The organism is Actinomadura sp. NPDC048021 (assembly GCF_040653135.1).
GTDB classification, from domain to species: domain Bacteria; phylum Actinomycetota; class Actinomycetes; order Streptosporangiales; family Streptosporangiaceae; genus Spirillospora; species Spirillospora verrucosospora.
Window position 1 is genome coordinate 44,280 of sequence record NZ_JBEZJQ010000018.1, and the last position, 21,543, is coordinate 65,822.

Below are 21,543 nucleotides of genomic sequence, written 5' to 3' on the forward strand. Positions count from 1 at the left end.
CTCCGGGGGTCAGCCGCGGGCTTCGTCCAGGGTGCGGAAGGCGCTGCCGCGCAGGCGGCGCGACAGGTCGCGGTTGACGCGGTGCGCCCAGAGCGGGCCGCCGTAGATCATGCCGGTGTAGCCCTGGACGAGGGTCGCGCCCGCCCGGACGCGTTCCCACACGTCGTCGGCCGTCTCGACGCCGCCGACGGAGACCAGCGCGAGCCGCCCGCCCGTGCGGGACCGCAGCCGGCGCAGGACCTCCAGGGACCGCTCCCGCAGCGGCGCGCCCGACAGCCCGCCGGTCTCCTTGGCCAGCGCGGGCGGGCTGAGCAGGGCGTCGCGGGCGATGGTGGTGTTGGTCGCGATGATGCCGTCGAGACCGAGTTCGAGGGCGAGGTCGGCGACGGCGTCGACGTCGTCGTCCGCCAGATCCGGCGCGATCTTCACCAGCAGCGGGACGCGGCGGTCGCACGAGCGGTCGGCGGCCTCGCGCACGGCCGTCAGCAGCGGGCGCAGGTGCTCGACGGCCTGGAGGTTCCGCAGGCCGGGCGTGTTGGGGGAGCTGACGTTGACGACGAGGTAGTCGGCGTGCGGGGCGAGCCGTTCGGTGCTCGCCACGTAGTCGGCGGCGGCCGACGCCTCCGGGACGGCCTTGGTCTTGCCGATGTTGGCGCCCACGACGGTCCCCGGCGCCCGATGGGCGAGCCGCCGCGCGGCGGCCTCGGAGCCCGCGTTGTTGAAGCCCATCCGGTTGACGACCGCCCGGTCCTGGACGAGCCGGAACAGCCGCGGGCGCGGGTTGCCGGGCTGCGGGCGCCCGGTCACGGTCCCGATCTCGACATGGCCGAACCCGAACGCGCCGAGCGCCGCGTAGGCGACGGCGTCCTTGTCGAACCCGGCGGCGAGGCCCAGCGGGCTCGGGAAGTCCAGCCCGAACGCGCGGACTGCCAGCGCCGGGTCGCGTGGCACGAACAGCCGCCGCAGCAGCGGCACGGCGCCGGGCACCACCTGGATCGCGTGCAGAGCGCGCAGGGTCAGATGGTGGGCGCGCTCCGCCGGTATGCGGGCGATGACCAGTGAGAAGAAGAGTCGATACATCACTGGCCAGTATCCCAGCAGCCCCAAAGGAAAATCGTTTGAGGGCCGCCGAACCGGCTCCCTACCCTGACCCCATGCTTCTCCATGCCGAGGCCACCGCCTGGTGGCCCACGCCGCAGCGCGTCTACCGCGACCGTCCCGCCGCCAGGTCCGGCCGGGACGCCATCGACGTCTGAGCTGCACGCTCCCGCGCGGCCGGACCTGGGTGCCGAAGAACCACGCACACCCAGCCGAACGGGAGAACCCATGTCCAAGAGCCGAGGTCGCAACGGCATGCTCGGCGTAGGCGGCCAGCGCAGGAACCTGTCGCGGAGCGAACTGCGCGGGGGTAAGGCGCGGGCGGCCGACACCGACGCCGCCAAGGCGGCCGAGAAGAAGAAGGACCTGCTCCGCAAGATGCGCGAACGCAACGAGCGGCGCACCACCGCCGACGACGAGTGACACGCGAACCGCGCCGGTCCCTGCTCGGGACCGGCGCGGTTCACCTTCCGCGGAAGGCACGGCGGAGGGTGAGGCGGACGTCGCGGGCTGCTTCTCGCATCGTGCGGCGTGCGGCGCGGAGGGGGTCGCTTACGGTGACGCGCCAGGTCGAGCGGATGCCGTGGCCCAGCGGGCGCAGCACGCTCGCGCGGACCCAGCGGGCCGGGGCGACGACCAGTACCCGCACGGGGACGACGACCAGCGTCCGCCAGAGCCAGCGGAGGATTCGCGCGGCGAGACGCCACGTTCCCACCGCTCCGGCGACGATCGGGGCCAGGAAGTACCGCCACACCGCCCTCGCGGGCGCGACGATCAGGACGCGTCCCAGCCAGGCCAGGCAGCGTCCGATCAGCCGCCACGACCAGGCCACCGCCGCCGCGAAGGCGCGCCAGCCGGAGGCGAGCACGCCGCCGAGCGCGGCCAGCAGGGTCAGGGCGCCGCGGCCGAGCCAGGAGAGACCGGCCCACAGGGCGCGGGCCAGCCAGGCGAGGCCGAGCAGCGGCGGGCGCAGGACGTAGCGCCACAGCAGCACGGCGGGCAGGACGACGAGCACGCCGATCAGCAGGCCGATGCCCTGGAACAGCAGCCTGAGGCCCTGCCCGAGGACGCCGAACAGCCGGGCGAGCCCGCGGCCGAGGGCGCGGAGCGGACGCAGCAGCAGGAACGCGAGCAGTCCCGCGAGGCCGCGTCCGAGCAGGGCCAGGAACCGGCCGATCGGCGCGATGAGGACGCGGTGGACCCATCGGGCCAGCCGCCCGGTCCCGCGTCCGAACCACCGCAGGAAGCCGAGGACCACGACGACGGCGAGCCAGCGCAGCGGCCGGACGAGGAGGAGGTCGAGCAGCGCGGCGATGCCCCGTCCGACGGCGGCCAGCAGGCGTCCGACCGGGGCGAGCAGCCACCGGTACAGGGCGCGCCAGGCGCCGCGCAGCATCCGGCCGAGGAACCGGCCGAACCGGCCCGGCACCCGCATGAGAGCGTTCCAGGCCGCCCGGACGCCGCGGGCCAGCAGGACGACCAGGTCCCAGCCGAGCCGCAGCGGGACCACGACGATCAGCGCCACGACGCGGGCCGGCACGACGAGCCACGCGGGGCCCGCGCCGCGTTCGGGTTCCGGCGCCGGGGGACGTTTCTTCGTCAGGTCGACGGGGCCGCCCGCCGCGTCGTTTCCCGTGGTCACCGCTGCCTTCCTCGTCCGCCGCCGCACACCTGCGGCACAGGGATGTGACTCGGCGCGCGGACGACCGGTTCCAGGTGGTTGAACCCGATCCGAGGGGTTCACCGTATTCCTCCTCGATCCCGGAGCGGCGGCTCCACCTCGATCGACGTGCGGGACCTGGAACCGGAGCCGGGGCCCGGGACGACCTGGAGGACACGACATGAAATTCCCACGTTGGGCGATCCCCGCTGCGGCCGCCCTCACGGCGTCGGGACTGGTGCTGAGCGGGTGCGGCCAGGAGAAGGCCGGGGGGAAGCAGAACGCCGCGGGCTCCCGGGCGCAGGCGGAGCCGTCGGCCGAGCCGTCCGAGCCGCCCGCCCCCGAACCGACGGTGCTGGAGGTGGCCAGCGTCACCAAGCTCGGCAGGGTCGTCACCGACGGCACGGGCATGACGCTCTACCGCTTCGACAACGACACCTCCCGGCCGCCCGCGTCGACCTGCGCGGCCGCGTGCGCCAAGGCGTGGCCGCCGGTGTGGGCGGGCCAGGGGAACACCGAGGTCAAGGGCGTCCAGCAGTCGCTGGTCGGCAAGGTGAAGCGGCCGGACGGCAAGTGGCAGGTCACGCTCGGCGGGTGGCCGCTCTACCGGTTCGCCAAGGACCGCAGCCCCGGCGACACGAAGGGCCAGGGCGTGGGCGGCACCTGGTACGCGGCGGCCCCGACCGGCAAGAAGGCGGCCCCGCTCAAGCAGGCGAACGGCAACCGCTGGAAGGGCTGGACGGTCGTCAAGGCCAGGCGGGACCCGAAGCTCGGCCTGATCCTGACCGACGGCAAGGGCATGACGCTCTACCGCTACGACAAGGACAGGAACAAGCCGCCGACGACCAACTGCTTCGGCTCGTGCAAGAAGGCGTGGCCGCCGGCCGTCTTCAACGGCTGGAAGCACCTCAAGCTCGAAGGCGTCTCGAAGAAGGTCGTCGACTTCATCGAGCGCAAGGACGACGGCAAGTGCCAGCTCACCATCGACGGCTGGCCCATGTACTACTACGAGCAGGACAAGCGGCCCGGCGACACCAAGGGCCAGGGCGTGGGCGGGGTCTGGTGGGCCACGACGCCGACCGGCAAGAAGGCCGTCGGCACGGGCTCCGGCACTGGTGACGGGGGCGGCACAGGCGGAGGCTACGGGTCGGGGGGCGGCTACTAGGGCCGTCCGCCACGCGCTACCCGCCCATCAGGCGAAGGCGCGGAGGGCGGCGCGGATCGGTCGGGGTCCGCGCCCCCTTCGCGCCTTCTCGGTTCGCGGACGTGTAGCGCGTTCCGCCCGGGGCATTCCCATATCCGGACCAAGGGCCTTTGCCTTCCGATGACTCTCCGGATCTCGACAGTCACGCGATCCGATGGTCGAATGGAGGGCCAATCCCGCCGAGGTGCGGCCCGGCGAAGCGCCCGCAGTCCGGTGGGAGCACCGGGAGGCCCTATGGGCGAGCGAGTCGACCGAGCGGAGAGCGACCGGGCGGGACGCGCCCGGCCCTGGGAGGGGACGGCCGGCCGGCGCGGTCCCGCGGAGCGGGCGCGATCGGCCTGGCTCAGGGGCGCGGTGGCGGCGGCACTGCTGGCCGGGGGGCTGACGGCCTGCGGGGACGGCGGCGGGGCGCCGAAGCTCACCTGGTACGTCAACCCCGACAACGGCGGCCAGGCGGCCATCGCGAAGTCCTGCACGCAGGCCGCGGGCGGCCGGTACCGGATCGGGACGTCCCTGCTGCCGAGCGACGCGACGCAGCAGCGCGAGCAGCTGATCAGGCGGCTGGCCGCCAAGGACTCCGGGCTCGACCTCATGAGCCTGGACCCGGTCTTCGTGGCGGAGGCCGCCAACGCCGGGTTCCTGCGCCCGTTCACCAGGAGCGAGGCCGCGCCGCTGACCGACGGGGTGTTCGCCCCCGCGGTGCAGAGCTCGATGTGGGAGGGCAAGCTCTACGCGGCGCCCTTCTGGGCCAACACGCAGCTGCTCTGGTACCGCAAGTCGGTGGCGAAGAGGGCGGGCATCGACCCGAACGCGGCCGACTTCACCTGGGACAAGCTCATCGACGCGGCCGGCCGCACGAACACCACGATCGGCGTCCAGGGCAACCGGTACGAGGGCTACATGGTGTGGATCAACGCCCTGATCGCCTCGGCGGGGGGACGCGTCATCAGCGAGGCCGAGAAGGGCGACGACGCGAGCATCGACATCGACTCGCCGGCCGGCCGGCAGGCGGCGTCGATCATCCGGAGGCTCGCCCGGTCCGCCGCGGCGAGCCCGACGCTGTCCACCGACATCGAGGAGCAGTCCCGGGCGACGATCAACGGCGCGCGCGGCGGCTTCCTGCTCAACTGGGGCTACGTCTGGCGGGCCGAGAAGGGCGACGCCGACGCGGGCGCCATCGGCAAGAACATCGTGGGCGACCTCGGCTGGGCCCGCTACCCGCGGGTCGACCCGCGGCAGTCGAGCAGACCGCCCTTCGGGGGCATCGAGATCGGCGTGGGCGCCTACGGCAAGCACCAGAACCTGGCGGTGGACGCGGTCCGGTGCATCACCTCTCCGGCCAACATGAAGCGCTACATGCTCGACGAGGGCAACGTCGCGGCCCGCCCGGCGATCTACGACGATCCCGACATCCTCAAGGAGTTCCCGATGGCCCCGCTGATGCGGGACTCCATCGCCGCCGCCGCGGTCCGTCCGGCCACCCCCTACTACGCCGACCTGTCCGGCGCCGTCCAGAACCGCTGGCATCCGCCCGCCTCGGTGAACCCCGCGACGACGCCGCGCCGGTCCGCGGAGTTCGTCCGGGCGGTCCTGAGCGACCAGGCCCTGCTGTGAGGCAGGGCCGCCGCGAGGCCGGCGCCGCCGTGAGGGAAGCCTCGGAGAGAAAGGTGTCCGGATGACGTCCGCAGAAACGGCGCCGAAGCTCGGCCGCGCCGACGGCGCCCCCGCCCCCGCCCGCGCGGAGATCTCCGACCGCGGCCGCGCCGAGCGCAGGCTGGGGCTGCTGCTCTCGCTGCCCGCCGTGGTGGTGATGCTGCTGGTCACCGCGTATCCGCTGGTCAACGCCGTCTACCAGTCGCTGTTCAGCTACCGGATCACCGCACCCGAGGACCGGCGCTTCGTCGGGCTCGGCAACTACGCGACCGCGCTGTCGGACGCCCTGTTCTGGCAGACGGTGCTCACCACCCTGATCATCACCGTGGCCACGGTGGGGGTGGAGCTGGTCATCGGGTTCGCGCTCGCGATGGTGATGCACCGGGCCGTCTTCGGGCGGCGGACGGTGCGGACCGCGATCCTGCTGCCCTACGGGATCGTGACGGTCATCTCCGCGTTCGCCTGGAAGTACGCCTTCGACGTCCAGTCGGGGTTCGTCAACTCCTGGTTCGGGCTCGGCGACTTCGCCTGGTTCTCCGACCGCTGGGCGGCGCTGTTCGTGATCATCCTGTCGGAGATCTGGAAGACGACCCCGTTCGTGTCGCTGCTGCTGCTCGCCGGGCTGGCGCAGGTGCCGGCCGACCTCGGCGAGGCCGCGACGGTGGACGGCGCGACGGCGTGGCAGCGCCTCAGGCGGGTGACGATCCCGAACATGAAGGCCGCGATCCTCGTCGCGGTGCTGTTCCGGACGCTGGACGCGTGGCGGATCTTCGACAACGTGTTCATCATGACGTCCGGCCAGGAGAAGACCCAGGTGCTGTCGTTCCTGACCTACCAGCAGATCATCACCCGGACCGAGCTCGGCCTCGGCAACGCGGTCGGGGTGCTGCTGTTCCTGTCGGTGGTGCTGATCGCGGCCGTGTTCATCAAGGGGTTCCGCGTGGACCTGTCCCAGGTGCGAGGTGATCGCTGATGGAGTCGGCGCGTTCGAAGTCGCTGTGGATCGTCGCCTCGCTGCTGATCCTGGTGTGGACGGCGTTCCCGATCGTGTGGATCGTGATGCTGTCGTTCAAGCAGCCCAGCGAGATCGGCAACGTCCAGGGGTTCTTCCCCAAGACCTGGACATGGGCCAACTACGAGACGGTCTTCAAGACCGACCTGTTCACCTCGGCGCTGATCAACTCGATCGGCATCTCGCTGATCGCCACGTTCGTCGGGGTGGTGTTCGCGACGCTGGTCGCCTACGCCATCGCGCGGCTGGAGTTCCCCGGCAAGCGGCTGATCCTGTCGTTCGCGCTCGCCATCGCGATGTTCCCCGTGGTGTCGCTGGTCGGGCCGCTGTTCGACCTGTGGCGCAACATCGGCCTGTACGACACCTGGCCGGGCCTGATCATCCCCTACATCTCGTTCGCGCTGCCGCTCGCCATCTGGACGCTGTCGGCGTTCTTCCGCGAGATCCCGTGGGAGATGGAGCAGGCCGCGCAGGTGGACGGGGCCACTTCCTGGCAGGCGTTCCGCAAGGTGATCGTCCCGCTGGCGGCGCCCGGCGTGTTCACCGCCGCGATCCTGACCTTCTTCTTCTGCTGGAACGACTTCGTCTTCGGGATCTCGCTGACCTCCACCGACCGGGCCAGGCCCGTCCCGGCGGCGCTGGCGTTCTTCACCGGGGAGTCCTACTTCGAGCAGCCCACCACCGCCATCTGCGCCGCCGCCGTCGTCGTCACGGTCCCGGTCGTGATCATCGTCCTGGCGTTCCAGCGCCGCATCGTGGCCGGGCTGACGTCCGGCGCCGTCAAAGGCTGAGAGGAAACCATGGCCGCCATCACCATGAAGAACATCGTCAAGCGGTACGGCGACGGTTTCCCGGCCGTGAACGACGTCTCCCTGGACGTGCGGGACGGCGAGTTCATGATCCTGGTCGGGCCGTCCGGCTGCGGCAAGTCCACGCTGCTGCGGATGATCGTCGGCCTGGAGGACATCACGTCCGGCGAGATGGTCATCGGCGACCGGGTCGTCAACAAGGTCGCCCCGCGGGAGCGGAACCTGTCGATGGTGTTCCAGAACTACGCGCTCTACCCGCATCTCAGCGTGTACGAGAACATCGCCTTCCCGCTCCGCCTCGCGAAGGTCGCCGACGACGAGGTGCGGCGGCGCGTGTCGGAGACCGCCGAGCTGCTGGAGCTGACCGAGCACCTGGACCGAAAGCCCGCGAACCTGTCCGGCGGGCAGCGGCAGCGGGTCGCGATGGGCCGCGCGATCGTCCGGCAGGCGGACGCGTTCCTGTTCGACGAGCCGCTGTCGAACCTGGACGCCAAGCTGCGCGGGCAGATGCGCACCGAGATCTCCCGGCTCCAGCGGCGCCTCGGCGTCACCACCGTGTACGTCACCCACGACCAGACCGAGGCGATGACGCTCGGCGACCGGGTCGCGGTGCTGCGCAGGGGCGTCCTGCAGCAGGTCGGGAGCCCGCGCGAGCTGTACGAGGAGCCGGTGAACCTGTTCGTCGCCGGGTTCATCGGGTCGCCGTCGATGAACTTCCTGCCCGCGTCCGTGGACCGCGCGGCGGACGGCGTGTTCCTGGAGACGCCGCTCGGGCGGTTCGAGCTGCGCGACGCGCGCAAGGCGGCCGCGGTCGGCGACCGGTCGGTCGTGCTCGTCGGGATCCGCCCCGAGCACTTCGAGGACGCCTCGCTCGTCGGCGAGGAGAAGCAGGCGCGCGGCAGCCTCGTGCGGGTCCGGGTGGACGTGACCGAGTGGCTGGGCAACGAGCTGTACGCCTACGTCCCGTACGAGGCGCCCGAGGATCTCGCCGCCCAGCTGCGGGACCTGTCGCGGGAGCTCGACGGCGACCAGCTGCGGACCCAGGCGGTCGTGGCGCTGGACGCGGCCAGCATGATCGCGCCGGGGCGCGGGGCGGAGCTGTGGATCGACACGACGCGGGTGCACCTGTTCGACCCGGCCACCGGCGAGAACCTGACCCGCGACGAGGAGCGCGTCGCGCAGCTCGACCGGCTCGCCGAGGAGTCGCGCGCCGCCCACCGGGAGGCGCAGCGCGAGCCGGCCGCCGGGACCGCGGGCGGGACGTCCGCGGCGCGGCCCTGAGCCGTGCACTTCGTCTTCACCCCGCCCGGTGAGTCGTCGGCCGGCCTGCTGGACCTGCCGTGGTCCGAGCCGCTCGACGCCTGGGACGACGAGCGGCTCGTGGAGATCCGGCAGCGGGGCCTGTCGCGGCACACGGTCAGGTTCGTGTCCGAGGGCGGGGGCGTCTACGCGGTGAAGGAGCTGGACGCGCGGCTGGCGCGCCGCGAGTACCGGCTCCTGCGGCGGCTCCGCGAGCTCGGCCTGCCCGCCGTCGAGGTCGTCGGGGTGGTCGTGGACCGCCCGGAGCTGGACGCCGTCCTCGTCACCCGGTTCCTCGACCACTCCTCGTCCTACCGCGCGCTCTTCGCCAACGCGCGCTACGGCCACCCCACGGACCGGCTGCTGGACGCGCTGGTGGAGCTGCTCGTCCGGCTGCACCTGGCGGGCTTCATGTGGGGCGACTGCTCGCTGTCCAACGTCCTGTTCCGCATGGACGCCGGAGCGTTCGCCGCCTACCTGGTGGACGCGGAGACCGCCGAGCTGCACCCCTCCCTCACCGAGGGGCAGCGCGGCTACGACCTCTCCCTCGCCCGCGAGCGGATCGCCGGGGAGCTGTTCGACCTGGCGGCCGCGGGCACGCTCCCCCGCGAGGTCGACCCGATCGACGTCGCCGACGACACCGTCCGCCGCTACCGGGGGCTGTGGGACGAGCTGACCCGCGAGGAGGTCCTGCGTCCAGACGAGCAGCGCTACCGCATCGCCGAGCGCCTGCGCCGCATCAACTCCCTCGGCTTCGACGTGGACGAGGTGGAGCTGGTGGACGCGGGACCGTCCGGGGCCCGCCTGCGCGTCCGCACCCGCGTGGCCGAACCCGGCCATCACCGCCGCATCCTCATGGCCCGCACCGGGCTGGACGCGCAGGAGAACCAGGCCCGCCGCCTCCTCAACGACATCGCCGCCTACCGCGGCCACCTGGAGCGGGTGCGCGGCGGCCCGGTCCCCGAGGTGGTCGCGTCGAACCGGTGGCTGGCGGAGGTGTACGAGCCGGTGGTCACCGCGGTCCCGCCCGGTCTGCGCGACCGGCTGGACGACGTCGAACTGTTCCACGAGGTGCTCGAACACCGCTGGTTCCTGTCCGAGAAGGCGGGACGCGACGTCGGAACGTCGGCGGCGGCGCGCGACTACCTCACCTCCGTCCTGCCGGAGGTCCCCGAGGACCTGACAGAGACCGGTCGTCCTCCTGACACTTCCGGTTGATCTTTCTGGCACGATCGGGGGCATGTACGAGCGCTTCGCCCACGAGTACGCCGCCCATGCCGAGGACAGCTCCTACAACGCCCTCTACGACCGTCCCGCCGTGCTCGGCCTCGCGGGGGACGTGGCCGGCCTGACCGTCTTCGACGCCGCGTGCGGTCCCGGCCTCTACGCGCGGGAACTTCTCGACCGCGGCGCCCGCGTGGCCGGCTGCGACGTCAGCCCCACCTTCGTCGACATGGCCGTGAAACGCACCGGTGGCCGCGCCGACCTGCGCGTCCACGACCTGTCCACGCCCGTGGCCTGGATGCCGGACGCCTCCGTCGACCTGGTGGTGCTGGCGCTGGCGCTGCACTACTTCGACGACCGCGTCGCGCTGCTGGAGGAGTTCCGCCGCATGCTGGCCCCGGGCGGCGCCGTCGTCCTCTCGACGGAGCATCCGATGGCGGGATGGCTGCGCCTGGGCGGCTCCTACTTCCTCGAAGAGCCGGTGGAGGAGTCGCTGAGCCCCGAACGGGACTGGCCGATCCGGGCGTGGCGGCGCCCCCTGACGGCGATCTGCGCCGAGTTCCGCGCCGCCGGGTTCCTCATCGAGGAGCTCGTGGAGCCGCGGCCCGTCCCCGAGATGGCCGACCGCTACCCGGAGGACCACGCGAAGCTGGAGCACTCTCCCGCCTTCGTCGCCTTCCGCCTGGTCCCGTCGCGCTCCTGAACTCCCGCTGAGCTCCCCGCACAGCGCCCGGCCGGATCTCCCGGCCGGGCGTGGGGTTTCCCGGGCTATGCGGGCGTCTCGGTGATCTCCCAGCGCCCCACCTCGCGGTAGTCCGAGTCGTAGACGGCGGACCCGTCTCCCGGCCTCAACTCGTAGTGCCGGACGTTCCCGCCCCAGTACCGCAGGATCCGCCCCAGTTCGGCGACGGCGTCCTGCGCGACGGCGCCCTCACTCATGTCCACTTCAAGAACGAACTTCACGCGTCCGCCTCCCATCGATCCACGCCTTCAAGGGTGTCATTGAAACTCCCGGTGAGGCTTTGGTCGCCAAAGCGCTGCCTGGCGGCGGCCAACCCTCAACAGCGCTGCGGACCCCGCCGGATCGCGGGCCGAGGCCGAGGCGACGATGACCATGATGATCGAATCTCTGCTGGCGGGGGGCTGACGATGGCGGGCCGGTCGTCGCGCTCCCGAACCCGGCGGCCGACCAGCCCGCCCTGGCCCGGCGCGCGGCCGAGCTGGGCGCCGGGCTGGCGCTGGACGGTGAGAGCGCCGGGCCGGAGGAGATGGCGGCGGCCGTCCGCACGGTGATCGAGGACCCGTCCTACCGGGCGGCCGCGACCGCGCTGGCCGGACGGCTGCGCGCCGCGCCGAGCCCGGCGTACGCGGCGGCCCGGCTCGAACGGTACGCGGGCGTCAGCTGAGCTTCTTCACCAGGAGCTCGAACTCCAGGTCGTCGCGCTTGGGCAGGCCGAAGCGCTCGTCGCCGTAGGGGAACGGGCTCGTCTCGCCGGTCCGGGTGTAGCCGCGCCTGACGTACCAGGCGATCAGGTCCTCGCGCTGGCTGATCACCGTCATGCGCATCTCGGCCGCGCCCCACTGCTCGCGCGCCCGCCGCTCGGCCTCGGCCAGGACCCGGCGGCCGAGCCCGCCGCCCTGTTGGGACGGGCTGACGGCGAACATGCCGAAGTAGGCGTGCCCGCCGCGGTCCTCCAGCTGGCAGCACGCCGTGAGCGCGCCGTCCGTCTCGGCCACCAGCATCACCGCGCGCGGGTCGTGCACCACGGCGGCCACGGCCTCCGGGTCCGTGCGCTGGCCGTCCAGAAGGTCGGCCTCGGTGGTCCAGCCGTCGCGGCTGGAGTCTCCGCGGTAGGCGCTCTCGACGAGCGCGACGAGGGCCGGGACGTCGTCCGCCTCGGCCGTCCGGAAGATCGGTTCCACGCTGTTCACCAGGTCCACGCTGTTCACCAGGTCGGGGCGGCCCGCGGGCTCGCGTCGTTCGTCGGGTGCGACTCTAGCCGGGCCGTGGTCCCGATCCGCACAGGGACGGCGGGTGTAACACGACGAGGCCCTCCCACCAAGAAGACCAAACAGCACATGGCGGGAGGCTCTTGGATGGGAGATGGGAAGTCGGCCGTGGACACGGATCCGGCGGACGTCACCGCGATCGGCCGTGATCCAGCGGCGCTGGAGGTCTTCTACCGGCGGCATGTCGCGGACGTGACCCGCTTCGTGGCCCGCCGGATCTCCGATCCTCACACGGTCGACGATCTGACCACCGAGGTGTTCCTGGCGGCGATCGACGCCGCCGGGCGCTACCAGGCCGGCCGGGGAAGCCCGCGGGCGTGGTTGCTGGGCATCGCCCGGAACGTGGTGGCCGCCGAGTGGCGGCGCCACGCCGGTGAACGCGACAAGGCGCGGCGGGCCGGGGGTCATCGCCATCTGGACGGTGACGACATCGTCCGGCTGGAAGAGCAGATCGACGCCCAGCGAGCGGCGCGCGGCCTGCACGCGAAGCTCTCCGTGCTGCCCGAGCGGCTGCGCAGCGTCATCGAGCTCGTCGATCTGGACGGCCTGAGCCTGGCCGAGGCGGCCGCGGCGCTGGGCATCCGCGACGGTGCCGCCCGGGTTCGACTGCACCGGGCCCGTAGACGGCTGAAGGCCGCCTTCTCCGCGGACGACGCGGCATCCGCTCGGTCGACCGCCACTCCACCGTCCCCCTTGGCGAAGGGAGCCTCCTCATGAGCAGCATCTCCGGCGACGACACCCCGCTCGCGGGCTACCAGGAACGGCGGCTGGCCGAGCTGACCGCGGCGGTCGCCGCCAGAACGGAGCGGGACGCTCGCGCGTCGGCGGCCCGGCCGCCGCGCCGGCCGCGGGCGGTGCGCGGGCGACGGGCGTGGGGACTCGCGGCGGCGGCGTGCGCGGCGTGCGCGGTCGCCGGAGTTCTTCCGGCCTGGACAGGCGGCGCCCAGCCCGCCTACGCGGTGACCCGGGACCCGTCCGGCCTGGTCACCGTCGAGGTCACCGAGAAGACCCTGGACTCGCGCGACGCTGACGCGCTCTCGCGGGAGCTGCGCTCGCTGGGCGTGCCGGCGGTCGTGTACTCCATCCCTGAGGGCCAGGTGTGCCCGCAGCCCCATGCCAGGCAGGTCGACCTCCCGCCGAACGTGTACGACATGCCGGACGGGCTCTACACCGTGCCGAGCGATCTCCCGCGGCCGGGCGGCGGCTGGAAGATGACGATCAACCCGGGCCACTTCGAGCGCGGCCAGTTCATGATCTGGACGCTGACCACCTCCGGTGTCTACGACCAGGACGGCCGGCGCACCGGATCCGGGACCTCGGTCGGCACCTACCTGGTCAGCGGACGAGCCGTTCCGTGCCGCAACCGGCCGGCCCCCGAGGTCCCGGCACCGCGGCGACCGGCCGGAGAGAAGGACGGCAGGACGGTCCTCATCACCGACACCGGCGGCTACGTCTCCTTCGCGGACTCGAACTGACCGTCGAGGTCGACGCGGCAGCCGGGGCCCAGCGGACGGGTGATCGTCCAGTGGCGGCGGAAGCGGCACCTGGCCATCTTCCAGCGGCCGTCCTCGACCACGTACTCGTCGTCGTACTCGCCGGTGCTCACCGACTCGGTGCCGTCCTCCAGGTTCACCTGGCGGAACTTGAGCGTCCAGCGTCCCGACGCGCGCGTCCCGTCGTGGACGGTGATGTCCGGGTGCGTCGCGTGGTGCATGTCGAGGACGGCGCTCCGGCCGTCGACCTTCCGGAGCGCGATCGCCTCGAAGACCCTGACCATGCCCTCCGCGTCGTCGAACGCGCCCAGCCGGCCGTAGTCGATCGAGGCGCCCGAGGCGATGAAGCAGGCGCGGAACCCGTCGGGGTCCTTGGCGTCGCAGGCCCGCAGGTAGCGGTGCTTGAGCGCCTTGATCTCCTCGATGGCCTCCAGCCGGGCGACGCGCGCGGCGAGGTCGGGACTCGGGGGCTGCGTCCTCGGGAGTCGTGACATGGTGGCCCGACCCTCGCCGACGGGACGGTCGCCCGTCCAACCGCCGTCCCGGTGACCGGGAGGGCGGAGCGCCGCGCCGCGCGCGAGGCTTCAGGATCGTCCCTGGCGGAGGGAGGGCCCGGGATGAGCTTCCGCGAGCGCCACCACATGCTGGACGCGGGTGACGTCACCCTTCACGCGGTCGAGCAGGGCGACGGTCTCCCGGTGGTGATGTGCCATGGTTTCCCGGGCCTCTGGTTCAGCTGGCGGCGGCAGCTCCCGGCTCTGGCCGCGGCGGGATACCGGGCCATCGCCCTCGACATGCGCGGATACGGGCGCAGCGGCCGCCCGCCTTCGCCGCGGGCCTACGACCGGCGGCATACCGTCGCCGACATGGTCGGTGTCCTGGACGCCCTGGGCATCGACGAGGCCGTCTTCGCGGGCCACGACTTCGGGGCCGCTCTCGTCTGGGACCTCCCTCAATGGGCCCCTGGACGGGTCAAGGCGCTGATGCAGTTGAGCGTGCCGCGCATGCCCGTCTCGAAGCGTCCTCCCACCGAGTTGTACGCGCGCATGGCCGAACAGCACTTCGTGCACGTGCACTACTTCCAGGAGGAGGGGCCTGCGGACGAGGAGTTGGGGGCCGAACCGGACCGCTTCCTGGCGAACGTCTTCTGGGCGCTCAGCGGCGGTTACCGGTACCTCGACATCTGGCAGCACCCGAGTGAAGGCAACGGATACCTCGATGTGCTCCCCGAAGCCCCGCCCCTTCCATGGCCGTGGCTGTCGCAGGACGAGTTCGCCTTCTACGCCGACGAGTTCCGCCGGACGGGCTTCACCGGTGGCCTCAACTGGTATCGGGCCTACGACCACGTGTGGAAGGAGAAGCAGAGCCGTCCGGACGAGCCTGTCACCGTTCCCACGCTGTTCCTCGTGGGCGAGCGCGACCCCGTCCTCCAGATGATGGGGTCCGACGCACTGAAGCAGATGGAGACTCAGGTACCGGGCCTGCGCGGCGTCCACGTCATCGAGGGCGCCGGCCACTTCGTCCAGATGGAGGCGCCCGACCAGGTCAACGCCGCCATGCTCGCCTTCCTCGCCGCCCTCTGAGACCGCGGGTCCGGCGGGCGCCACCCCCCGAGGGCGGCGCCCGCCGGAAACTCAGCGGGCGGGGAGGATCCGGCCGGTGACCTCTCCGAAGCCGATGCGGGCGCCGGAGGGGCCGGGGGCGGAGGCGGTGATCGAGACCTCGTCGCCGTCCTCCAGGAAGGTGCGCGGCTCGCCGTTCACCGTCACGGGCTCCTTGCCGCCCCACGTGAGCTCGATGAAGGCGCCGCGCTGGTCCTTGTCCGGGCCGGAGACCGTCCCTGAGGCGAACAGGTCGCCGGTGCGGGACGAGGCGCCGTTCACCGTCATGTGCGCGAGCATCTGGGCGGGCGACCAGTACATCTCCCGGTAGGGCGGACGGGAGACGACCTGCCCGTTCCAGGAGACGGCGAGGTCGAGGTCCAGGCCCCACGGGTTCTTCTCGCGCAGGTAGGGCAGCGGCTCGGGGTCCTGCGGCGGCGTGGCGACGCGGGCGGCCTCCAGGGCGAGGAGCGGGACGACCCAGTGGGACACCGACGTCGCGAAGCTCTTCCCCAGGAACGGGCCGAGCGGGACGTACTCCCACGCCTGGATGTCGCGGGCCGACCAGTCGTTGACGAGGACGACGCCGAACACCCGCTCGTCGAAGTCGTCGGCGCCCACCGGGTCGCCCAGCGCCGAGCCGGTGCCGACCACGAAGCCGACCTCGGCCTCGATGTCGAGGCGGCGGCTCTCCCCGAACGTGGGCGCCGCCTCGCCCTTGCGCTGCCCGCTCGGGCGCACGATCGGCGTCCCGGACGGGACGACCGTCCCGGCGCGGCCGTGGTACCCGACCGGCAGGTGCTTCCAGTTCGGCATGAGCGGCTCGGAGTCCGGGCGGAACAGCCGGCCGAGGTTGGACGCGTGGTGCTCGGAGGCGTAGAAGTCCACGTAGTCGGCGACCTCGAACGGCATGTGCGGGGTCACCGCGCCGAGGGGGTGGACGGCCTCGTCCGGGACGTCCTCGGAGACCAGGTCGAGGACCTGCTCGCGGACCTCGACCCAGCGCGCGTGGCCCTGGGCCATGAACGGGTTCAGCGTCGGCGCGGCGAAGACGTCGTCGCCGAGGCCGGCGGCGAGGTCCACGACGGAGTCGGCCACGCGGACGCCCACGCGGGGCGCGGCGCCCGGGGGCGAGAACACGCCGTAGGGGAGGTTGGCGAGCCCGAAGAGGGAGTCTCCGGGAATCGCGATGCGGGTCATCGGGAGGTCTCCAGGAGGGCGGACCCGAGCAGTCCGAGGTCCGCGAGTTCGGTCAGGGGGTCGGTGATGCTGCACGTCCCGAAGGACAGGAAGCGGGCGCGGGCCGCGGCCGTGCGCGCCTCGCCGAGCCCCGCCACGCGGGCGGCGACCGCCGGCGCGTCGCGGTCGGCCAGGACGGCGGCGAGCTCCGCGTGCGGGCGGCCGCGCAGGGCTGCGTCGGTCGCGAGCAGCAGGTTCAGGAATCCGTGCTGGTGGAACCCGGTCTCGGGATCGGTGTTCCGGACGGGATGGTGCAGCCCCGCCGTCGCCTTGAACGGAACGCCCGCCTCCACGACCGACGTGACGGCGGCGGCGAGCTCGTCCGTGCCCGGGTACAGGTGCGCCTTCACCCCGCCGGTGCGGAACTTCGCGCGGTCGCCGCGCGCGGCGACCGCCTCGATGAACGCGGGGCGCCGCTCGTCGCGGGGGATCTCGACGTACACGGGGACGCCGGGGCGGCCGAGCACGCGGAAGAACTCCTCCGGCCCCATGCCGGGCGGGACGGCGACCTCCAGCCCGCGCAGGTCGACGGGCAGGCCGGCGGCGACGCCCACCGCCTTGGCGGCCTCGCACGGGCCGTTCGGCGCGGTGACCGACACGTCGAGCGGCTCGCCGTCGAGCAGCGGGTGCAGGGCGTCGAGCGCGGAGGCGGGCAGGACCAGCGGGCCGACGAGGCCGGCGTAGGCGGCGGCGCGGTGGTCGCGGTGCGCCGGGACGGCGTCGGCGAGCGGCGCGAGCCCCGGCGGGAAGACGGCGGCGTCGTCGCACAGGGCCGCCGCGAACGGGGGAACCGCGAACGGGGTGGTCATCGCCGCCCCGCCCAGGTCCAGGCGTACGCCTCGTCCTCGCAGGCCAGGCCGCCCTCGCCCAGTTCGAGGGGCCGGAAGGTGTCGACCATGACCGCCAGCTCGTCGAAGAACTCGACGCCGATGCTGCGCTCGTACGCGCCGGGCTGCGGGCCGTGCGCGAGGCCGCCCGGGTGCACCGAGACCGAGCCCTGCCCGATGCCGGAGCCCTTGCGGGCCTCGTAGTCGCCGCCGCAGTAGAACATGATCTCGTCGGAGTCCACGTTCGAGTGGTAGTAGGGCACCGGGATCGACAGCGGGTGGTAGTCCACCTTGCGCGGCACGAAGTTGCACACGACGAAGCCCGGGCCCTCGAACACCTGGTGGACGGGCGGCGGCTGGTGGACGCGGCCGGTGATCGGCTCGAAGTCGTGCACGCTGAACGTGAACGGGTACAGGCAGCCGTCCCAGCCGACGACGTCGAACGGGTGGCGCGCGTAGGTCAGCCGGGTGCCGGAGATGCCGCGCGACGTGCGGTGCTTGACGAGGACCTCGACGTCGGCGCCGTCGGCCTGGAGGGGCTCGCCGGGGCCGTGCAGGTCGCGCTCGCAGTACGGGGCGTGCTCCAGGAACTGGCCGTAGCGCGACAGGTAGCGCTTCGGCGGCGCGACGTGGCCGGAGGCCTCGATCGCGTACGCGCGCAGCGGCTGGTCGCCGGTCGGCAGCCACCGGTGCGTGGTCGAGGTCGGGATGACGACGTAGTCGCCCGGCTTCGCCTCCACCGCCCCGAAGATCGTCTCGACCGTCGCGGTGCCGGACTCGATGTAGACGATCTCGTCGCCGGTCGCGTTGCGGTACAGCGGCGAGTCCGCGGCGGACACGACGTAGGAGATCCGGACGTCGCCGTTGCCGAGGACGATCCGGCGGCCGGTGACGACGTCGGTCTCGGACCACGTCTCCTTGGGGAACAGCTCGTGCAGCTTCAGATGGCGGGGCCGCAGCGGATGGTTGGGCGTCGTGGTCTGGTCGGGGACGTCCCAGACCCGCGAGTCGACGATCGCGGACGGGATCTCCCGGTGGTACAGCAGTGACGAGTCGGAGGAGAAGCCCTCCTCGCCCATCAGCTCCTCGAAGTAGAGCCGCTCCTCGCCGCCCCCCTGGCCGCTGTGGCGGTGCTGGGTGTGGCGCTTCGGCGGCACGTGGCCGACCCGGCGGTAGTGGGCCATGCTCCATCGCCTCCGATGATTAACGCATTAACTACTTTCTGCCGACCTTACGGCTGTTCTCCCTCAGAGGGGAAGGCCCTAATCGGCGGCGGCGCCCCGGGTCAGCTGCGCTCGCGGGCGTCGAACGAGCCGCGTCCCGCGATGAGCTTGTCCAGCAGCATGACGAGCATCCGCTGCTCGGTCTCGGTGAGCACGTCCGCCCACTGCCGCTCGCGCTCGTTCTGCCCGGCGAAGATCTCCAGCATGGCCTCCTGCCCCCGCTCGGTCAGCGCGAGGATCACCGACCGGCCGTCCCGCTCGCCCCGGGTGCGCGCGAGCATCCCGTCCGCGACGAGCGTCTTGCTCAGGTTGGAGACGGCGGCCCTGCTCATCCCGGCCAGCGTGGCGGCCCGGCCGGGCTCCAGCGGCCCGGCGAGCCAGGTCACGAACAGCAGCCGGAACGCCGACCAGGAGTGGCCGCGCGGCCGGTGCACCGTGGACTCCAGGTCGTAGGTGACGATCGCCGACGCCCGGTTCAGCGTCAGCAGCAGCCGCGTTGCCAGCCGGTGCCGGAACCCGTACTCCTCCGAGAGCCGCCGTCCCGCGAGATCGACGAACGACCAGAAGTCCAGCTCCGCCCGGTCGTCGGTGCTCATGTCCGCGTGGTCGTCCGTCATCCGCTCGCAGTCCCGCCCATCTAGTTCATGGTTTGACCATTTAACCCCGGTGGGGCCGGGGGTGTCAGCCGTAGCCCGGTGTCAGCCGTGAGCCAGGGGGCATTGCATGGCGGGGGAGACGTAGCGGGGGACTCAGCGGGGGAGAGGGCGAATGGCGACCGTCGCCGACCAGTTCATCGAGGTGCTGCGGCAGGCCGGGGTCCGGCGGATCTACGGGGTGGTGGGCGACAGCCTCAACCCGGTCGTCGACGCCGTGCGCCGGACGCGCGGGATCGACTGGGTGCACGTCCGCAACGAGGAGGCGGGCGCGTTCGCGGCGGCGGCCGAGGCGCAGACCACGGGACGGCTCGCCGTGTGCGCGGGGAGCTGCGGCCCGGGCAACACCCATCTCATCCAGGGGCTTTACGACGCGCATCGGTCGGGGGCGCCGGTGCTGGCGCTGGCGTCGCAGATCCCGAGCGTGCAGATCGGCAGCGGCTACTTCCAGGAGACCCACCCCGAGCGGCTGTTCGTCGACTGCAGCCACTTCTGCGAGCCGATCGTCACCCCGGAGCAGATGCCGCGCATCCTGCGGACCGCCATCCAGCACGCGATCGGGCTCGGCGGCGTCTCCGTGCTGACGCTGCCCGGGGACGTCGCGGGCCGTGACACCGCCGAACCGACCGGCGAGCACGACTTCCTCGTCCGCAAGGGCATCGTCCGTCCGCCGGCCGACCAGGTCGAGCAGCTCGCCGGCGCGCTCAACCGGGCGCGGAAGGTGATGCTGTTCTGCGGCGCCGGCGTCCGGGACGCCCACTCCGAGGTGATCGAGCTGGCGCACCGGCTGCTCTCGCCGGTCGGCCACGCGCTGCGCGGCAAGGAGTGGATCCAGTACGACAACCCGTTCGACGTGGGCATGAGCGGCCTGCTCGGCTACGGCGCCTGCTACGAGGCGATGCAGGACGCCGACCTCGTCCTCCTGCTCGGCACCGACTTCCCCTACGACCCGTTCCTGCCGGGCAAGAACACCATCCAGGTGGACGACGACCCGTCCAAGCCGGGCCGCCGGACACCGCTCGATCTCGCGGTCCACGGGGACGTCGGGGAGACGATCCGGCTCGTCCTGGACAAGGTGGAGCAGAAGCACGACCGCTCCTACCTCGACGAGATGCTGCACCGCCACGCGCGGGCGCTGGAGAACGTGGTCTCCGCCTACACCCGCGACATCGACCGGCACATCCCGATCCACCCCGAGTACGTCGCCGGCGTCCTGGACGACCTCGCCGACGACGACGCGATCTTCACCGTGGACACCGGGATGTGCAACGTCTGGGCCGCCCGCTACATCACCCCGAACGGGCGCCGCCGCGTGATGGGCTCGTTCGTCCACGGCTCCATGGCCAACGCGCTCCCGCACGCCGTCGGCGCCCAGTTCGGCGCGCCCGGGCGCCAGGTGATCTCGATCTCCGGCGACGGCGGTCTCGGCATGCTGCTCGGCGAGCTGCTCACCGTGCGGCTGCACCGCGTCCCCGTGAAGATCATCCTGTTCGACAACGCGTCGCTCGGCATGGTGAAGCTGGAGATGATGGTGGACGGCCTGCCGTCCTACGAGACCGACCACGAGCCCGTCGACTACGCGGCGATCGCCGAGGCGGCCGGGATCGAGTCGGCGCGGGTGGAGCGCCCGTCCGACGTGCGCACCGTGATGGAGCGCGCGCTGGCCGCGCCCGGCCCCTACCTGGTGGACGTCGTGACCGACCCGAATGCCCTGTCCATCCCGCCGCGCATCACCCCGCAGCAGGTGAAGGGCTTCGCGCTGTCGGCCGGCAAGACCGTCCTCACCGGCGGCGTCGGCAGGATGCTCGACCTGGCCCGCAGCAACCTGCGCAACATCCCCCGCCCCTGAGGGCCCGGACGGTCAGCGGAACTCGCGGGCCATCTCGGTGAGGGTCTCGGCGGCGACCTCGGAGAGGGGGCGGACGGGCTGCTCCTCGATCCAGGTCACGGACGCGACGCGCAGCGCGGTCATGAAGGCGCCGGCCATGACGCGGGCGCGCAGGCGGGGGAGGCCGTCCCGGGAGGCGATCAGGTCGGCGAGGGCGCGCTCGAACTCGGCGTAGCTGGCGAGCTGCCGCCCGAGGACGGACGGATGCTTGCGGGCGAGGCGCGTCTGCGCCGCCCAGTGGGGGTCCAGGTCGCCGGCCTCGGCGTGCAGGGCGTCCAGGGAGGCGCGCAGCGCCGTCCATGACGACTCGCCGGCCGGGCGGGCCGCGAAGGTCGCCAGCACGGCGTTCATCCGCTGCTCGTCGCCGTAGAGGAGGGCGTCCTCCTTGCCGGCGAAGTAGTTGGAGAAGGTGCGGCGGGAGACGCCCGCCGCGTCGGCGATGGCCTCGACGGTGACCTCGTCCAGGCCGTGCTCGACGGCGAGCCGCATCGCGGCCTCGTGCAGGGCGCGGCGCGTCGCCTCCTTCTTGCGTTCGCGCAGCCCGCCGGTGGTCTCCATGGTGGGCCCCAGCCTAGCGGGGAAAAACCTGCCCAGCGCGAAATTTTGCGCAGTGGGAATAAAGTGTCCGGGCCGGGGGTTGATCCCCTCGT

22 protein-coding genes and 1 pseudogene are annotated in these 21,543 nt (G+C 72.5%); 13 read left to right on the forward strand and 10 right to left on the reverse strand.

The annotated features are described in order from the left end of the window. Positions 1-9: 9 nt before the first annotated feature. Positions 10-1,080 (reverse strand): quinone-dependent dihydroorotate dehydrogenase, encoded by a 1,071-nt coding sequence (locus tag AB0C87_RS27380; RefSeq protein WP_345171080.1) that lies wholly within the window; start codon positions 1,078-1,080, stop codon positions 10-12. Between the two features lie 246 nt (positions 1,081-1,326). Between AB0C87_RS27380 and AB0C87_RS27385 the strand changes: the two genes are divergently transcribed. Further along, on the forward strand, positions 1,327-1,521 hold the full coding sequence (locus tag AB0C87_RS27385; protein ID WP_360580171.1) for a DUF6243 family protein: 195 nt from the start codon (positions 1,327-1,329) through the stop codon (positions 1,519-1,521). A gap of 40 nt (positions 1,522-1,561) precedes the next feature. Here the strand turns inward: AB0C87_RS27385 and AB0C87_RS27390 are convergent, their stop codons facing one another. Further along, positions 1,562-2,740: a hypothetical protein gene (locus tag AB0C87_RS27390; RefSeq protein ID WP_360580172.1), complete on the reverse strand. Its 1,179-nt coding sequence runs from the start codon at positions 2,738-2,740 to the stop codon at positions 1,562-1,564. Between the two features lie 199 nt (positions 2,741-2,939). Between AB0C87_RS27390 and AB0C87_RS27395 the strand changes: the two genes are divergently transcribed. From AB0C87_RS27395 to AB0C87_RS27425, 7 genes are all read left to right on the forward strand, one after another. Then, entirely contained in the window at positions 2,940-3,923 is a 984-nt protein-coding gene (locus tag AB0C87_RS27395) for a hypothetical protein (RefSeq protein ID WP_345171073.1), read from the forward strand. 273 nt (positions 3,924-4,196) lie between these two features. Then, complete coding sequence (locus tag AB0C87_RS27400) at positions 4,197-5,576, forward strand: extracellular solute-binding protein (RefSeq protein ID WP_360580175.1); 1,380 nt, start codon at positions 4,197-4,199, stop codon at positions 5,574-5,576. 61 nt (positions 5,577-5,637) lie between these two features. Further along, positions 5,638-6,588 (forward strand): sugar ABC transporter permease, encoded by a 951-nt coding sequence (locus AB0C87_RS27405; RefSeq protein WP_345171069.1) that lies wholly within the window; start codon positions 5,638-5,640, stop codon positions 6,586-6,588. After that, positions 6,588-7,418, forward strand: a complete 831-nt coding sequence (locus tag AB0C87_RS27410) for a carbohydrate ABC transporter permease (protein ID WP_345171067.1) — start codon at positions 6,588-6,590, stop codon at positions 7,416-7,418. The genes AB0C87_RS27405 and AB0C87_RS27410 overlap by 1 nt, the downstream gene beginning before the upstream one ends. A gap of 9 nt (positions 7,419-7,427) precedes the next feature. Next, positions 7,428-8,717, forward strand: coding sequence for a sn-glycerol-3-phosphate ABC transporter ATP-binding protein UgpC (gene ugpC, locus AB0C87_RS27415; protein WP_345171065.1), 1,290 nt, complete (start codon positions 7,428-7,430; stop codon positions 8,715-8,717). 3 nt (positions 8,718-8,720) lie between these two features. Next, positions 8,721-9,953: a DUF4032 domain-containing protein gene (locus AB0C87_RS27420; protein WP_360580177.1), complete on the forward strand. Its 1,233-nt coding sequence runs from the start codon at positions 8,721-8,723 to the stop codon at positions 9,951-9,953. Between the two features lie 22 nt (positions 9,954-9,975). After that, positions 9,976-10,662 carry a class I SAM-dependent methyltransferase gene (locus tag AB0C87_RS27425; protein ID WP_360580179.1) on the forward strand — a complete coding sequence of 229 codons (687 nt, stop codon included), beginning with the start codon at positions 9,976-9,978 and terminating at the stop codon, positions 10,660-10,662. A gap of 65 nt (positions 10,663-10,727) precedes the next feature. Here the strand turns inward: AB0C87_RS27425 and AB0C87_RS27430 are convergent, their stop codons facing one another. Further along, positions 10,728-10,898 (reverse strand): hypothetical protein, encoded by a 171-nt coding sequence (locus tag AB0C87_RS27430; protein ID WP_353833926.1) that lies wholly within the window; start codon positions 10,896-10,898, stop codon positions 10,728-10,730. Positions 10,899-11,113: 215 nt separating this feature from the next. On the opposite strand from AB0C87_RS27430, the pseudogene AB0C87_RS27435 reads away from it, so the two are divergent. Beyond that, positions 11,114-11,365 (forward strand): annotated as a pseudogene (locus AB0C87_RS27435) (nucleotide disphospho-sugar-binding domain-containing protein); the annotation flags it as partial. On the opposite strand, the gene AB0C87_RS27440 reads toward AB0C87_RS27435, so the two are convergent. After that, positions 11,358-11,891 (reverse strand): N-acetyltransferase, encoded by a 534-nt coding sequence (locus AB0C87_RS27440; protein ID WP_360580180.1) that lies wholly within the window; start codon positions 11,889-11,891, stop codon positions 11,358-11,360. The pseudogene AB0C87_RS27435 and the gene AB0C87_RS27440 overlap by 8 nt on opposite strands. 186 nt (positions 11,892-12,077) lie before the next feature. Here AB0C87_RS27440 and AB0C87_RS27445 point away from each other — a divergent pair, with 186 nt between their 5' ends. Together AB0C87_RS27445 and AB0C87_RS27450 are read left to right on the forward strand one after the other, a co-directional pair. Further along, positions 12,078-12,686: a sigma-70 family RNA polymerase sigma factor gene (locus AB0C87_RS27445; protein ID WP_353833925.1), complete on the forward strand. Its 609-nt coding sequence runs from the start codon at positions 12,078-12,080 to the stop codon at positions 12,684-12,686. Beyond that, entirely contained in the window at positions 12,683-13,444 is a 762-nt protein-coding gene (locus AB0C87_RS27450) for a hypothetical protein (protein WP_360580182.1), read from the forward strand. Before AB0C87_RS27445 ends, AB0C87_RS27450 begins: the two co-directional genes overlap by 4 nt. On the opposite strand, the gene AB0C87_RS27455 is transcribed toward AB0C87_RS27450, so the two are convergent. Then, the gene (locus AB0C87_RS27455) at positions 13,417-13,956 is read right to left on the reverse strand and encodes a nuclear transport factor 2 family protein (RefSeq protein WP_360580184.1); all 540 of its coding nucleotides are present in this window, start codon (positions 13,954-13,956) and stop codon (positions 13,417-13,419) included. The genes AB0C87_RS27450 and AB0C87_RS27455 overlap by 28 nt on opposite strands. Before the next feature lie 123 nt (positions 13,957-14,079). Here AB0C87_RS27455 and AB0C87_RS27460 point away from each other — a divergent pair, with 123 nt between their 5' ends. Beyond that, a complete protein-coding gene (locus AB0C87_RS27460; RefSeq protein ID WP_360580186.1) occupies positions 14,080-15,045 on the forward strand; it encodes an alpha/beta hydrolase in 966 nt (321 codons plus the stop codon). 51 nt (positions 15,046-15,096) lie between these two features. Here AB0C87_RS27460 and fahA read toward each other — a convergent pair whose 3' ends face one another. The 4 genes from fahA to AB0C87_RS27480 form a co-directional block, all read right to left on the reverse strand. Further along, the gene (fahA, locus tag AB0C87_RS27465; protein WP_345171047.1) at positions 15,097-16,263 is read right to left on the reverse strand and encodes a fumarylacetoacetase; all 1,167 of its coding nucleotides are present in this window, start codon (positions 16,261-16,263) and stop codon (positions 15,097-15,099) included. Continuing rightward, a complete protein-coding gene (locus AB0C87_RS27470; RefSeq protein ID WP_360580188.1) occupies positions 16,260-17,111 on the reverse strand; it encodes a hypothetical protein in 852 nt (283 codons plus the stop codon). The genes fahA and AB0C87_RS27470 overlap by 4 nt, the downstream gene beginning before the upstream one ends. Beyond that, positions 17,108-18,313, reverse strand: coding sequence for a cupin domain-containing protein (locus AB0C87_RS27475; protein WP_345171043.1), 1,206 nt, complete (start codon positions 18,311-18,313; stop codon positions 17,108-17,110). Before AB0C87_RS27475 ends, AB0C87_RS27470 begins: the two co-directional genes overlap by 4 nt. 101 nt (positions 18,314-18,414) lie before the next feature. Beyond that, positions 18,415-18,969, reverse strand: a complete 555-nt coding sequence (locus AB0C87_RS27480; RefSeq protein WP_345171041.1) for a MarR family transcriptional regulator — start codon at positions 18,967-18,969, stop codon at positions 18,415-18,417. 151 nt (positions 18,970-19,120) lie between these two features. Between AB0C87_RS27480 and AB0C87_RS27485 the strand changes: the two genes are divergently transcribed. Beyond that, positions 19,121-20,854 (forward strand): pyruvate dehydrogenase, encoded by a 1,734-nt coding sequence (locus AB0C87_RS27485; RefSeq protein ID WP_345171039.1) that lies wholly within the window; start codon positions 19,121-19,123, stop codon positions 20,852-20,854. A gap of 12 nt (positions 20,855-20,866) precedes the next feature. On the opposite strand, the gene AB0C87_RS27490 is transcribed toward AB0C87_RS27485, so the two are convergent. Continuing rightward, positions 20,867-21,451, reverse strand: coding sequence for a TetR family transcriptional regulator (locus AB0C87_RS27490; RefSeq protein ID WP_353833919.1), 585 nt, complete (start codon positions 21,449-21,451; stop codon positions 20,867-20,869). Positions 21,452-21,543: the final 92 nt, after the last annotated feature.